Source organism: Photobacterium sp. Hal280, from assembly GCF_037162255.1.
GTDB lineage: Bacteria > Pseudomonadota > Gammaproteobacteria > Enterobacterales > Vibrionaceae > Photobacterium.
Genome location: NZ_JARLUO010000001.1, coordinates 60210 through 74750, shown reverse-complemented (window position 1 = coordinate 74750; position 14541 = coordinate 60210). Strand labels below are relative to the sequence as shown.

At 50.1% G+C, this 14541-nt stretch carries 11 protein-coding genes and 1 pseudogene; 8 read left to right on the top strand and 4 right to left on the bottom strand.

Annotated elements, in window-relative coordinates; translation table 11 throughout:
* Positions 1-11: 11 nt before the first annotated feature.
* From P4S53_RS00340 to P4S53_RS00315, 6 genes are read left to right on the top strand one after another with little or no spacing between them, the layout of a single operon-like run.
* Positions 12-464, top strand: coding sequence for a hypothetical protein (locus tag P4S53_RS00340; protein WP_337110859.1), 453 nt, complete (start codon positions 12-14; stop codon positions 462-464).
* Entirely contained in the window at positions 353-1894 is a 1542-nt protein-coding gene (gene asnB, locus P4S53_RS00335) for an asparagine synthase (glutamine-hydrolyzing) (protein WP_337112027.1), read from the top strand. Before P4S53_RS00340 ends, asnB begins: the two co-directional genes overlap by 112 nt.
* Positions 1894-3084, top strand: a complete 1191-nt coding sequence (locus tag P4S53_RS00330; RefSeq protein WP_337110858.1) for a glycosyltransferase family 4 protein — start codon at positions 1894-1896, stop codon at positions 3082-3084. The genes asnB and P4S53_RS00330 overlap by 1 nt, the downstream gene beginning before the upstream one ends.
* Entirely contained in the window at positions 3081-3725 is a 645-nt protein-coding gene (locus tag P4S53_RS00325) for a glycosyltransferase (protein WP_337110857.1), read from the top strand. Before P4S53_RS00330 ends, P4S53_RS00325 begins: the two co-directional genes overlap by 4 nt.
* A complete protein-coding gene (locus P4S53_RS00320) occupies positions 3683-3973 on the top strand; it encodes a glycosyltransferase (RefSeq protein WP_337110856.1) in 291 nt (96 codons plus the stop codon). The genes P4S53_RS00325 and P4S53_RS00320 overlap by 43 nt, the downstream gene beginning before the upstream one ends.
* On the top strand, positions 3970-4242 hold the full coding sequence (locus tag P4S53_RS00315) for a glycosyltransferase (protein WP_337112026.1): 273 nt from the start codon (positions 3970-3972) through the stop codon (positions 4240-4242). The genes P4S53_RS00320 and P4S53_RS00315 overlap by 4 nt, the downstream gene beginning before the upstream one ends.
* Before the next feature lie 47 nt (positions 4243-4289).
* On the opposite strand, the gene P4S53_RS00310 is transcribed toward P4S53_RS00315, so the two are convergent.
* The 3 genes and pseudogenes from P4S53_RS00310 to P4S53_RS00300 form a co-directional block, all read right to left on the bottom strand.
* Complete coding sequence (locus P4S53_RS00310; protein ID WP_337110855.1) at positions 4290-5630, bottom strand: putative O-glycosylation ligase, exosortase A system-associated; 1341 nt, start codon at positions 5628-5630, stop codon at positions 4290-4292.
* Positions 5631-6017: 387 nt separating this feature from the next.
* Positions 6018-7336, bottom strand: a pseudogene (locus tag P4S53_RS00305) (oligosaccharide flippase family protein).
* A gap of 159 nt (positions 7337-7495) precedes the next feature.
* The gene (locus tag P4S53_RS00300) at positions 7496-8455 is read right to left on the bottom strand and encodes a hypothetical protein (protein WP_337110854.1); all 960 of its coding nucleotides are present in this window, start codon (positions 8453-8455) and stop codon (positions 7496-7498) included.
* A 431-nt stretch (positions 8456-8886) separates the two neighbouring features.
* On the opposite strand from P4S53_RS00300, the gene P4S53_RS00295 reads away from it, so the two are divergent.
* Complete coding sequence (locus P4S53_RS00295; RefSeq protein ID WP_337110853.1) at positions 8887-10425, top strand: chondroitinase-B domain-containing protein; 1539 nt, start codon at positions 8887-8889, stop codon at positions 10423-10425.
* On the opposite strand, the gene P4S53_RS00290 is transcribed toward P4S53_RS00295, so the two are convergent.
* Entirely contained in the window at positions 10355-11563 is a 1209-nt protein-coding gene (locus tag P4S53_RS00290) for a GNAT family N-acetyltransferase (RefSeq protein WP_337110852.1), read from the bottom strand. The genes P4S53_RS00295 and P4S53_RS00290 overlap by 71 nt on opposite strands.
* Before the next feature lie 201 nt (positions 11564-11764).
* On the opposite strand from P4S53_RS00290, the gene prsT reads away from it, so the two are divergent.
* Positions 11765-14530 carry an XrtA/PEP-CTERM system TPR-repeat protein PrsT gene (prsT, locus tag P4S53_RS00285; protein ID WP_337110851.1) on the top strand — a complete coding sequence of 922 codons (2766 nt, stop codon included), beginning with the start codon at positions 11765-11767 and terminating at the stop codon, positions 14528-14530.
* The last annotated feature ends 11 nt before the right edge of the window (positions 14531-14541 follow it).

The window sequence follows — 14541 nt, the reverse complement described above, 5'->3', positions numbered from 1 at the left end:
GGGAGAAGGTTATGTGCGGTATTGCGGGTATTTTCAACGTGCAACATTCAGGCCTGATTGACACTCGGCTGTTGCAGCACATCAACAGAATACAGCATCATCGCGGCCCGGATGATGAAGGTTATTTCATCGATGATCTTGTCGGGCTGGCCCATCGCCGCCTGTCGATTATCGACCTGTCCGGCGGACATCAGCCGCTGTTTAATGAAGACAACACAGTCGCAGTTGTCTTTAACGGCGAAATTTACAATTTCAAAGCCCTGGTCAAACAGCTGAAAAGTCTGGGGCATCAATTTCGCACCGTTAGTGATACCGAGGTGATTGTTCATGCCTGGGAACAATGGGGGAAAGACTGCGTCAGCCATTTTCGTGGCATGTTTGCCTTCGCTCTCTGGGATCAAAACACCTCGACCCTCTTTCTTGCCCGCGATCGGCTGGGCAAAAAGCCGCTTTTTACAGCCTGACAGCCAAAGGGCAGCTGGTTTTTGCCTCCGAACTGAAAGTATTGCTGGCACACCCTGATGTGTCCCGCACCCTGCGCGAGGAAATGGCCGAAGAATACCTGATGTTCGGCTATATTCCTGACCCGTTCACCGCTTATCAACACATCTTCAAGCTCCCTGCCGGGCACTATCTTCAGCAGACACCGGGTGCCGGGGTGACTGCCACCGCCTACTGGGATCTCCGTGCACCTGCGACCACACTCAGCTGGCACGATACCCAGGAGGCACTGGTCGATCAACTGCTGGACGCTGTGAGAGTCCGCATGGTCTCGGATGTGCCCCTTGGTGCTTTCCTGTCAGGCGGAGTGGATTCCAGCGCGATTGTGGCCCTGATGTCGGGCCTGCAATCCAATCCGGTGAATACCTGCGCCATCGGGTTTGATCAGGCTCAGTTTGATGAAACCCATTATGCCCGCAGCATTGCTGAGCAATATCAAACCCGGCATCATGACCGCCAGATCAACGCCGATGATGTCAGCTTAGTGGAAGTGCTGGGGCGACTGTACGATGAACCGTTTGCAGACGATTCTGCATTGCCGACCTATCTGGTCTGCCAGCTGGCCCGGCAACAGGTCAAAGTGGCTTTGTCCGGCGACGGGGGAGACGAAATCTTTGCCGGCTACCGCCGCTACCGGTTTCATCTGGCCGAACAGAAAGTCAGGGGGATGATCCCCTCTTCAATTCGTGAACCTGTGTTTGGCATGCTGGGTCAGATATACCCCAAAGCCGACTGGGCACCTCAGCGCTTCAGAGCCAAAACGACCTTCCAGTCGCTGGCCATGAACAGTGTCGATGCGTATGCCAATACGATCTCAAAACTCAGGTTCGCAGACAGGCAGCGACTGCTCAGTCCGGCCTATCGCCATCAGCTCAATGGCTATACAGGTAGCGAAATACTTCGCCGGCATGCCCTCAATGCGCCTACCGACGATCCGCTGAAATTGATCCAGTATCTCGATCTAAAAACCTGGCTGCCCGGCGATATTCTGACCAAGGTGGATCGCGCCAGTATGGCTAATTCCCTTGAAGTGCGTGCTCCCCTGCTTGATCACCAGCTGCTGGAGTGGGCGTTTCAAATTCCGAGTCAGAACCTGATTCGCAAACAGGAAGGAAAATTCTGCTTTAAAAAAGCCCTGGAGCCTTATCTGCCCAAAGATATTTTATATCGTCCCAAAATGGGATTCAGCATGCCGCTGGCCCACTGGTTTCGTACCCGGCTCCGGCCGATGCTTCATGCGCAGATCTTGTCTTCCACCATGCTGGACTGTGGCTATTTTAATCCGCATCAGCTGCGAAACCTTGTGGCTGAGCACGAAAGCGGCCAGCGCGATCATGGTGTCGTGCTCTGGAGTTTACTGATGTTCGCCCAATTTATGGAGAGGCAGGCATAGTGAAAATTCTGACCATTTCAACGCTCTACCCGAACGCAAATAATCCCAGGCACGGCATTTTCGTTGAAACCCGGCTGCGTCAGTTAAAAAAACATTATCCGCAGACAGAAATCACTGTGATAGCGCCTGTTCCCTGGTTCCCATTCAGCCATCCGATGTTTGGGCAATACAGCGAATATGCGTCTGTCCCCTTTACCGAGAGCCGCTACGGCATCCGTATTTATCATCCGAGATACCTGGTAATTCCTAAGCTGGGGATGTCATTGACACCGTCGACGCTGGCCTATTCGCTGCGCAAGCAGATTGAGCGCTTATTGCGGCAAGGGTTCGAATTTGATCTGATTGACGGCCACTATTTTTACCCCGACGGGGTAGCCATTGCTTCGGTCGCCCACACCTTAAACAAACCGTTTACCATGACAGCAAGAGGGACAGACATCAATCTGATCCCCGCCTACCCCAAAGCTCGAAAACGTATTCAGCAGGTGCTGTCGATCAGCAACCATAACCTTGCCGTGTGTGAAGCCCTGCGGCAAAGCATGATCGAACTCGGGGCGTCGCCGGATAAAGTCAGCACACTGAGAAACGGGGTGGATTTAGAGCTGTTCAGTTTCAGCGATGAAAGCCAGCAACCCGCGCTCAGACAGGCTCTGAACCTGCCGGTGAATGTGCCTGTCATCTTATCCGTCGGTTTGCTGATAGAGCGGAAAGGTCACCACTTAGTCATTGAGGCTCTGCGTCACATTCCGGATGCCCTGCTGCTGATTGCCGGCACAGGCCCCAAAGCTAAAGCGCTGTCTGCCCTGGCCAGTCAGCACGGCATTGGCCACAGGGTGCGCTTTCTGGGCAAACTCAGCCAGGAAGAGCTATCCGCTTATTATGGCGCGGCTGACATACTGGCACTGGCGTCTGACAGAGAAGGCTGGGCAAATGTACTGCTTGAAGCCATGGCTTGTGGTACGCCTGTTGTGGCGACCAATATCTGGGGAACGCCTGAAGTCGTCCGTAAGCCGCAGGCTGGAACATTGGTTGAGCGTAATGTCACTGCTATCGCCGACGGTATCCGCCAGCGACTGAGCAACCCCTTTTCCCGTGCGGAAACACGACATTATGCCGAGCAGTTCGACTGGTCTGCCACCTCTGAAGGTCAGTATCAGTTGTTTAACCGCTTGATCAGGGACGCATCATGAAAATTCTCTATCACCACAGGGTCGCTTCCAAAGACGGCCAGTATGTCCATATTGATGCAATCATTAGTGCCCTTCGCGAGCAAGGCCACGAAGTGGTTGTGGTGGCACCGGCCGTGTCCGATCAGGCCGAGTTTGGCGCTGACGGCGGCTGGGTCAGCAAAGTGCGCCGCATGCTGCCCCGTTTCTTGTCTGAGATCCTGGAATTTGGCTACAGCGCTTATGATTTTGGCAAGCTGTGCATCACTTTATACCGGGAAAAACCAGATGCCATTTACGAGCGCTACAACCTGTTTCTTCCCTCCGGGATCCTGGCGAAACAATTGTTCAATGTGCCACTGGTATTAGAAATTAATGCCCCGTTGTTCGATGAGCGCAATGCCTACGGCGGATTATCACTCACCTGGCTGGCCCGCTGGTCTGAACTGTTCACATGGCGCAATGCCGATCATACCCTGCCGGTCAGCCATGTACTGGCCGGCTATGTTCAGCGAGCAGGCGTCGCTGAACCGGCCATCCGTGTGATTGCCAACGGAATCGACAGCCGCTTGTTTCACCCTGTTGCCGGAAAGGAAAAAAACCTGAGCTCGCAGGTAGCCTGGTGGTCGGCTTTGTCGGATTCTGCCGGGAGTGGCATCAGTTAGATCATGTTTTATCACTGATTGTTGATTTCAACCGGCAACGAAACCCTGACGACCCGGAAGTGAAGCTCCTCATCGTCGGTGACGGCCCGGTGCTGGATACACTCAAGAAACAGGCACGCGATCTCAAGGCCGAGCACCAGATTCACATTACGGGGTTGGTTGATCGTCAGCATATCGCGGCATGGATATCCCAGATTGACATTGCTCTGCAACCAGCGGTCACCCCTGGTGCTCACCGCTCAAGCTGATCGAATATCTGGCGTGCGGTAAAGCCATTGTCGCGCCAGATAGCGACAACATTCAAGAGCTGCTGACAGATGGCGACAATGCCCTGCTGTTCAAAGCGGGTCATTTAGCCGATATGCTGGAGCAGATTAAACGTTTGTTGTCCGACGAAGCACTGCGGCAACAATTAAGTGACAATGCAGCGGCCAGCATTGCCAGGCAAGAACTGACCTGGCCGGACAATGCACGAAAAATCGTCCGTATTTTTGAATCTTTGATTGTCAGGCCCTGAATGCTGACGGGAAACAGACGGTTGCAATCGGGCTGATCAGTCAGATGTCAGGTGGAAGACATCCCCTGTAATTCGGACACAGGTTTTCTTCGTGCCTGCTGGCTGACCATGATTTTCACTTGCATACTTAACGCCGCCATTGCCGCGGCTAATACCCAGAAAAGCTCCAGATACGCCAGTGAGAGCGCGGCCCCTGCCGTGCAATAGCCGAGTAAAGACACCTGCATCATGCGCGCCAGATCAATCTGCCAGTGGTGAGTGTCGTTCCATGGCGGTCGCCTCAGTGTCACAATGACCCAGCGCATTTTCAAAAACAGCAGCAGGATCACCAGCATGAACAGAAAGAAGCCGACAAAGCCATGGTCACCCAAAACCTGAAAATAAATACTGTGCGCGGCCCAGCTTTCTTCTCCCGGGGGCGGCGTTTCAATAATATCTATTTTATAAATATCCAGCGCGAGTCTGTCCCACACCGGTTGAAAGTAGGTGGCTTTAAATCCGGCTCCAAGTACCGGCCGTTCCAACGCCATTAAAGTGTGGATTTTCCACGATGTCAGACGGTTCGTGAAAGAAGAATCCTGAGTTGCCGTTTCTATCGTTTCCATCCTGTCATACCACTTATCCGGTAACAGCAAGACAGAGAGCGACACGATCATTGCCACACCCAATAACGTCAGGACTTTCTTATTGCTTCTGAACCAGAAATAACAGCCAATTACGGCCAGGGCAAGCACACCGCCTCTGGAATACGTCCCCAGCACGGACAAAATACATAGGACTAACATGCCGCTCAGCCCGATGCGAAGCCACCTTTCCCGAACAGACTTCAGCTGATAGATACATAAAGGGATCACCATACATAAAGCGGCAGCAAAGTGATTGTTGTCTGAGAGCAAATGACCGGTTGGCCCCTGGATTTTATGTCCGCCTAAGCTGGCCAGGAACTTCAGCCCTTCCACAGCACCAAAGAAGCCCACTGACATCAATATTCCCCACAATAGCATTTCGAACTCATGCTTTTGCCGGATGATGAGTGCAATCATGATGAACAACAGGAAAATTTTGGAAAATTTTTCCCATTCCGGCCAAACCAGTTCAGGAAAAATAATGGTGTTGTAAGTGGTTAAACCGGTATGGAGCCAAAACAAGATCGCAATGAAGACGACCCCGTCAAATATAACCGCTGGTTTCTTCCTGGAAAAAAGGTAAGTCATCAGCGTCAGCAGGGCAAACACAGTGTTGTAGCTGATCGGCTTGGCAAACCCGTAAACCCAATAGGCCGGCACAAATAAACCCGACCACAACCAGAGTGACACCGCGATGTAAGAGCGTCTCAGCGCAAAACAAGCCAGGATCAGGAAAACGCTGATTAAGACGACATCTCTCATTTTCCTGCTCCCTAACGTCGATGCTTAGAATTATTTTTCTGTTTTGCAGAGCATTCTTTGTCCTGCCTTATTGAGCGCACACAAAGATACACCAAGACAAACAGACCCATCGAGAAAAGGATTGATTCCACTGTTCAACTCCTTATCTGAGCTTGTGAAAGGCTCAGATGATCTGGGCTTCCAGCTGGCGTATTGAACCAATATTGTGACTTTTTTTACCACTACTTTCACTATAGGTCCTGATGAACGAACCAACAAAATTTTGACTGTGAATTATTTGTCATTCATCAACTGCGCTTATCCGTTGCAAAACATAGTTATGCAATCAATTCAGTAAACCTCAATCACTATTGTGAAATATCCATCCATCTTTCTGCCGTCATGTCGTTAATCAAACATCGGGATTCGGATTATTTTTCCTATTTTAGTTTGTATACTCCGATATTCCGGAATCACTCGGATTGAAATTGGCAATAATACCAGCATACAAACCGCATAAACCAATACACCTGTTCCTATACCCAGAAGTAAGCCCCAGAAATGACTGTCTATTTCAGACACCACAGCCATCACGCAGAAATACATTAAAACTGAAACAAAAAATGGTACCAAAATAGCGGGCAATAAACGGCTGGCCTGCAACCGGATCACAAACAAAAACACAATGGTTACGCACACCAGAAATATAATACCAACCAGTAAGCGAACAAAAGACAGGCTGTCAGGATCGTCATAGCCGCTACCATAAAAACTGCCAATCACTAACAAAATTGCCAGACAATCGCACTTAAATAACAGCGGCATCCTGGATTTTAAGATCAATACCGTTTGGATTAACATGTACATCGTCATCACTATCATTAAAAATGACAGATGCTGCATGACTGGAATCACGTCAATCCATTTTTCGCCAAGCACGACATAGACAAAATCCTCCGCTATGGCGCATACGCCAAAAGACACAGGCATGGCAAGAAACATGAGTAATGCCATTTGTGAATACAATCTTTCTTTCAGTAAGCTGTCCTGATCTTTCAGTTTTGAAAACACGGAAAATGCCCCGTGATTCATCGGTGCCAGAAAGTCAGTAAAAGGCAGCCAGGAAAATTCCTGCCCCATATTATAAAAACCGACGTTTCGGCTGTTCAGAATATTACCCAAAAGCAACATATCGAACCGGGATCGCATATAACCAGACACTGAAACCAGATATAACCATTTAGATATGACCCACTGTTGTTTCCAGTACTGTGTGCACCAGCGGGGCCGAAATGGACAAAGAATATAGCTGGTAATGACTTCAATGACGGCCATCAATATCACACCGGCAATTAAAGCCCAGTAATTTCCGATCATTAACGCAACCGCTATGGTACACACACTGCCGAGTGTTTTCGCGACCATCAGCATCATGGTTTCCATTTTAAAGTTGAAGTTTTTTTCGAACAGATCCATGCCGACATTATGAAAAGCAAGAATCACGGGAATAACGCTGACAACACGAATGACCACCGCGATCTCTGGCTCACTGGTATAAACAGCCACCCAGTCTGCCGACAGAAATAAAAAAACGCGGACACGAGACGAAACAGCAGATTCAAAGACCAAATACTGTGCAATTTGTTTTCGTCAGTCATATCTTCCATCAACACATATCTTTTGGTCCCCACAGTCGATAACGCAATGAAAAAATACACAAAAAACATCGTGAAACCGGCGATGCCATAATCTTCCGGCGACAGTAAACGTACAAGCACTAAGGTGCTGACCAGCCCGATACAGCGGTTATACCAAATCGTGATCATCGACCACTTCGCACCTGAAAATATCGCCTGGGAATACTGATCTGCCATAGGTCTCTGCCTTTATCCCTTGCCCAATGCCATCTCTTTCGCCAGGACAATTTCTCCGTTCAGTTCCCGCTGGAACCACTCGATATAACGCCGCGTGGTGTATTTTAATCGCTCGCAAGCTTTAGACGTAGGCGCATAAGGAGTCATCCCTGCCACCAGGCTGGGCGAGTGAAAAGACAGCACAAACACCTCTTGCCCTATTGCCATCTGCGCATGTGTGATGGCCTGCAGCTGAGAGAAATCATTGCCTTCCGGCGACAGACGGTGCCTGCTCAGACGAAAAGCCTTTGCAATGAAGCGGGTAAAACGCTTGCTATTGATAGCGCGGCACCAGGCAGGACACTGATTGGCTTTCTTTTCTATCCGCTTGGAAACAGATAACCAGGAGCTGGTATGCGGTATATGCTGAACAGCATTGTCAACAAAAGGCGTATTGGTATATTCACTGAAGTCTGGCCCTTGCTGATGGCTGAAATCACAGTAAGCACTGATACTGAGATCAACCTGATAACCTAATGCGCATAAATGTTCACTGGTCACAGGGCCAAAACCGTATCGTCCCGCCAGATAAGTCACCGGAGCGACCCCTGACACCGCGTGTATTTTGTCTGTCAGCCTGCTTATTTTTTGATACTCAAGATCCGGCGCCAGATTACAGGGATACGACTCAAAGTCGGTCACAGACTGATCATGAGCGATATCTGGCGGATTCACCCAGGGATGTAAATGCGCGGCAAATTCAACACACTGCGCCGCGTTTTGTTGATAATGAGCGATCACTTCCCTGCCGCCGGCACTGTCAACGAACGGATAGTCCATCGCCAGCGTGATCTTCGCGCCAGTCTCAATCAGTTCCCCCATAAAAGGGATCAGGGCATCATGGTGTGTAACGGCAGTATTGCGACTATTAAATCCCTGATCCCATTCAAATTCTTCCTCAGCATGGATCACAACCAGTAGTTTAACGTCCATCTTTTCTCCTGATTCACTCCAATACCAGCCTGCGACAACACCATTCCGAACTGCCCAGACAGCCATCAGAGGTCAGTTTTAATCAGCATGAATTCTTTGGGATACCTCAGTTAAAAATGGCACATGAACCCCGGTGCCACCATGTCAGATCATAAAATTGTCTTACCCTTTTTCTGAATCCATTCCTGCCAGCTATCGTCCTTTCGCCTTCAGCCATTGAGCTAACTGCTTATAATTTCAGTTTTTCTGCTTCCCTCCACTCAGTGATTGCGCCAGCACGGCACTCATATTCAGCCTGATAACATGGAAGAATGATGGTTAATTTGTGGTACTTGCTTCACCCGATGCCAACATTCTTACCTATACTCGATCATGAATATTGTTTGATGTTAATCACACTTTTAAAGCAGATTTTAGCCGGGAGCGGACTGATGATTTCGAAAGGAATAAAAACATATCTCGCGACAATCGGTGTTCTCGCTCACGTGGTCATCCTTGTTGCCGGTGTGTCTCTGGTGAAACACTGGAGCAAACACAATCAGACCCTGCCCGCCGCTTTGCGCCAGTCAGTCAGCCACATTGAACAAGAGTTTCCGAGCCTGACACCTGTCAATCAGGCCGTTGCCAGTGTCGCCAGTAACCTCGCCAGTCCTTCCTATTTCTGGCGCGAATTTGATACAAGATACTGGCCATCCGTCGGACCTGACTGGTCATCAGCAGGCCCTCAGCCAGAAGCGATCAAACCCGCTTCGCTCGGCACTCTTTGGGTATCCGATGAACAAAGTTTTGAAAAAGCACTGGAAGAGGTGTTACCCGGCCAGGACATAGTCGTGAAAAAAGGCACTTACTTTTTCAGCAGCAAGCGCCTGAATATCAGCCAGATTACACCCTCTGCATCGCGTCCTGTGGTCTTACGGGCAGAAGAACCGGGTACAGTGCTGCTGCAGCTCGACGGATTGGAAGGGATAGTGATTAACCAGCCCTACTGGACGGTATCAGGGCTGACCTTTCAAGGTGTTTGTCCAACCCCTTCCGATTGCGATCATGCGCTGCACATTGTTGGCGATGCCGATCACAGCCTGGTTCAGAACAATGTCTTCATTGATTTCAACGCCGCCATCAAGGTCAACCGGATGGCGGACAAGTTTCCGGATCACGGCACCATTCGTCGCAATCACTTTTACAATACTCAGCCAAGAGACACCTCGAGATCCGTGACGCCCATCAACCTTGACCATGGCAATGCCTGGCGTATTGACCGCAACATCATTCGTGATTTCATCAAATCCGGTGGCAATCAGGTCAGCTATGGCGCTTTCATGAAAGGCGGCAACGAGCAAGGCATCATAGAAAACAACCTGGTTATCTGTAACAGCACCAGCCGGAAACATAATGGTTATCAGATTGGTCTGTCACTCGGTGGCGGCGGTATGGAACAGGAAAACCGGCGAGGACAAATCGCTTTCGAAGGGGATCAGCATACTGTGCGTAACAATATCGTTCTGCACTGTAATGATGTGGGTCTTTACATTAATAAATCCAGTAATTCGCTGGTAAACAACAACATTCTCTATCACACCTCAGGCATCGACGTCCGGTTTGCGCAATCCAGTGCCGAGCTGATTAACAACATTGTGAGCGGCAAAATACGGGAACGCGACCAGGGTAAAGCGTCGGCCTCCCATAACCTGATTCTTTCCCCTGACTATCTGACCGAAAAACAGAAACTGGACGATTGGTTTACCTCGCCAGCCATCGGTAATTTCTCACCCAAAGACGATGAAATCAAAGCCAAATTAACCCGCAGTGCCACTGGCTATCCTGTCACGGCTCAGGAAAAGAATCTTTCGGACTTCTGTGGCAATCCGGTCAGTGCACAAGACACCTTTGCCGGGGCCTTTAAGGACAGTCAGAACTGCTTTCGGACAACACCCGACGCTTCAGAGCTCGTCGCTTCAAAGCACGAATAACCTTCTTCACTGAATAGGTAAAATGCGGGTAACGGAACTGACTGATTGCCAACCGGCACTCTCGGTTGGCAAACGTTTTTTTATAGCGGGCAATCCCGCCCATAAAATCGTATCCCAGTGCTCCTTTATTCCAGGCATCCTGGATCAGCAGATAGTGCGCAACCAAACCGGGCTTCAGATGATTATCTCCCGAGCCATAATTCAGCGCACTTAAATAGAACAGCACCCAGTTGGCATGGTGAAAATTATAAATCACCCCCAGATCTTCCTCGCCGGCCTGCAGGTGGTGAATGGCAACCTGCCGCTGAGGCAGCCCGCGCCGGATCAGTTCGTGATGAAAATGAAGAAAACCGGGATTCGCAAAACCACTTTGTTCTGATTTGCTGCCCCAACGGCTCAGGTGATAGTCCGCCGCATGATTGAAAAACTCAAGTCCCTGCGTGACAGAAGAAGCGGTCGTGATTTTCACTTCACCCAGCGCACTGTACTTCTTCAGGCTGCGCTTTATCTGATATCTGGCATTTCGCGACAAGAAGCTGTCGAGCGTCTGCTGCTCATCCTTCAGCGGGCCAAAATCCAGTGCAAAGCCGACCGACTCCCACACGACCTCTTTTTCTGCAAGTGCCAGCCCGGATAAGACGGGCTGAGGATCAGCCCCTCCGCTGCCACAATCCGCCGCCACGGACTGTGGCCCATGATTGACAAAATCCACATCCAGACTGGCGCCAATCTCAAAGATATCCGTCCCGTTCATTTGCGACATCACACAGGCTGTCATCAGCGGGCGAACGGTATTGGCCAGCGCCTTTTCCATCAGAAAATCGTTATATTCTATCCAGATTTGATCCTGCGAGGGAATACCTGTCCGGTGAAGGCAGAATTGTCTGCCATAGGACAAACCGGCGATCTTTTTCTCTTTCATCACGATAATGCCCAGGCCGACAATTTTGTCCTCTTGCCGGGCGAGAACAACACAGCAGTTGTCCACAAAACAATCCAGCCAGGTGCCTATCCATAACCAGGACAAAAACAGATTCGGTTCAGCCTGCGCCTCAAGCGCACGCCAGTGTCTTTCTAACCACTTTTGATCGGGGTTCACCATCCACTCGCACTGTATCGAACTGTTTTTGCTTTCCATTTCTTTGCCCTGCGTCGTGATTTATCCGTTCGCCTCAAGCATAGCAGAGCAACAGACAACACACTTTTCAGGCGCTTTGATCGGCGTTTTTTCATGTCATGGCAAGTGCAGCAACAGTTTTTATGTCAATGCGATTGGTCTCAGTGTCAAAAATGTGACTATCCTAAAAAAGTCCATCTTAAAATTCTGACAGGGATGAATATGGCCAATTTACCTCGCTCCACATTTCATGTGCTGGCACTCGCTGGTGTTGTCGCTGTCACACTCACAGCCTGTGGAGAGCAGTCTGTTGATGAGTACATGACCAAAGCAGAGACTTATCTCAGCAGCAATCAAATCAATGCGGCGGTGATTGAACTGAAAAATGCCATACAGCAACACCCGGATGCCAACCAGGCCCGGCTTATGCTGGGCAAGATTTACCTGGCTCAGGGCGATTATGCCAGTGCCGAAAAAGAATTGTATAAAGCACTCAGAAGCGCCGACGAGAAAGACGCGATTGAACCACTGCTTGCCCAGGCTTATCTGGGACAGAAAAAAACAACCGATATCATGGATCTGGCCAAACATCCGCAGAGCCGGAAAGCTGAAGCACTGGCAGATATATACGCGATCGAATCTCTGGCTTTGTTGCTCGATAACGATTCAGATGGCGCTGAACAAGCCTTTCAGCGGGTCGAACAAACCGGACAGATCACGCTCTATTCCCGCCTTGCCAAAGCCAGTTTAGATGCCACCAAAGCGCTCAATGATACAGCGCTGAGCCAGGTCAGCAACATCGTACAAGTGTACCCCGCCAGCAGTGACGCCTGGCTGCTGAAAGGCCATATTGAAACCAGCATGGGTCATAACAAAGCCGCAGCAGAGAGCTATCGCAAAGCCGTAGAAACCGCGCCGAAAGCCTTACAAAACACCCTGTATCTGGCACAGGCGCTGGTGAAAACGGAGCAGTACCAGGAAGCTGAAAAGTATGTCGATCATCTGCTGACGGTATTAAGCGGTCACGTCCTGAGCAATGAACTGAAGGCCACCATTCTCTACGCCGAAGATAAACAGACTGAAGCAAAAGTCCACGCCGACTTAGCCATCCGAAACGGTTCCAGAAACCTGCCCACTTACTTAATTTCGGGTGTCGTTGCCTATCATCAGGGAAATTATGAACAGGCCAATGAACGATTTGAAAAAGTCGCACCTTTTGTCTCGCAAAACCATCTGATCCAACGCTTGTATGCGTCCAGCCAGCTTAAGCTGGGCGACATCGAAGGTGCCATGCAAACCATGAATCAGTTCGATGCCACGGACAAGGCAAGCAGCGACTTTATCTCAGATATGAGTCTGGAACTTGCCAGAGTCGGCCGTAATGACGCCGCGATGTCACTGGCAGAAAAAGCCAATCAGACTCCAACCACCAGCAAACAGCTTCGTTTAGGGCTGCTTCAGTTAGCCAGTAATGATACGACTGGGGTCGAAACGCTCCAGCACATTCTCGATTCCGACCCGACCCTGGCGGAAGCGAATTTGGGTCTGGCCTATTATTACTTAAAACAAGGCCGGACCAGTGAGGTCAAACAACTTGTCGCGACCTGGCTTGAACGTAATCCGGACGATCAGACGGCTCAGATGCTGAATGCGCTGGTGCTGCAAATTGAGAAAAAGCCCGATCAGGCGCAAGCCATCTATCAGCAGGTACGGGCAAAAGACCCCAAGAACTTGCAAGCCACCTTGGGGCTTGGCCAGATTGCCGCCAGCAAAAATGATATGGCCACCGCGTTCGGGTATGCCCGCACCGCCTATGCCGATTACCCGGGAAAGAATCTGACTACCCGGGCATTGTACAAATATGGCCGGCTCAGTGATCAGCTGGATGAGGCGGTGTCTCTGGTCGCCTCTCAGGTCGATGCACACCCGGATGATACCGCACTGAAATTAGATCTGGCCCGCGGTTATATGCTGCAAAAAACCGGACCAGGCACTCAGTCTCATGACGAGTCTGACCCCCAGCAGCAAACCGCACAAAGCTGGCGACTGCTGGGTGATATCTATTTCAGTCAGCGCGACTACCGTCAGGCCGAGCCGGCATACACCAAATGGCTTGAACAAGATGTACTCAGCCAGCAAGCCTATATGCGCAATATCCAGATTAAAGAATTAAACAACAAAATGAGAGACAGCCTGTTACTGGCTGAAAAAGCCGAACAGTTATTTCAGAACACGGCGATATTTTCACTGATGAAAGCCGGGTTGCAGCTGAAACTGGACAATGCCAGCGCCAGCCAGGCTACGCTGGATGCATTGCCGGACAACGTCAAGGCTCAAGCTTATTTCATGCGATTACAAGCCCTGAATTACCTGCAACGCAAAGATTTTACCCGGGCGATTGAGTGGCAACGGAAACGCTATGATGCCTCACCTGGGATCGCCAGCGCCAACGATGTGGCCAGTGCTTATTCATTGAACCAGCAAGCTGATGAAGCCATTGCATTCCTGCAGGGGGTCATCAAAGAGTACGGTGATAAAGCCGCTCCCTTGCGCCTGACCCTGGCTCAGCTGCAATTTGAGCAACAGCCTGAACAGGCGATTGCGCAATACCGGCGCATTTTGGAGCAACAGCCCGATAATGTCGTGGCTTTGAATAATCTTGCCTGGCTGTATTTGTCTCAGGAAAAGTATCCGCAAGCCTGCGACAGTGCTTCGAAAGCCTTAGGGTTAGCGAAAGAGCACCCGCAAATTCAGGATACCTACGGTTATTGCCTGCTGAAATCAGGACAGGCCGCCAATGCACTGCCCATGCTGGAGAAAGCCTATAAACAGGCACAGACTAATCCTGAAATCGCCCTTCACTATGCAGAAAGCCTGCTGGCAAATAATATGAAGGAAAATGCACGAGAAATTCTCGTTGGCGTGACAACCTCCGACCCTAAGCTACTGATGTTAAAAAACAAACTGGAAGAACAAATCCAGCTGTAAACTCACGCCCC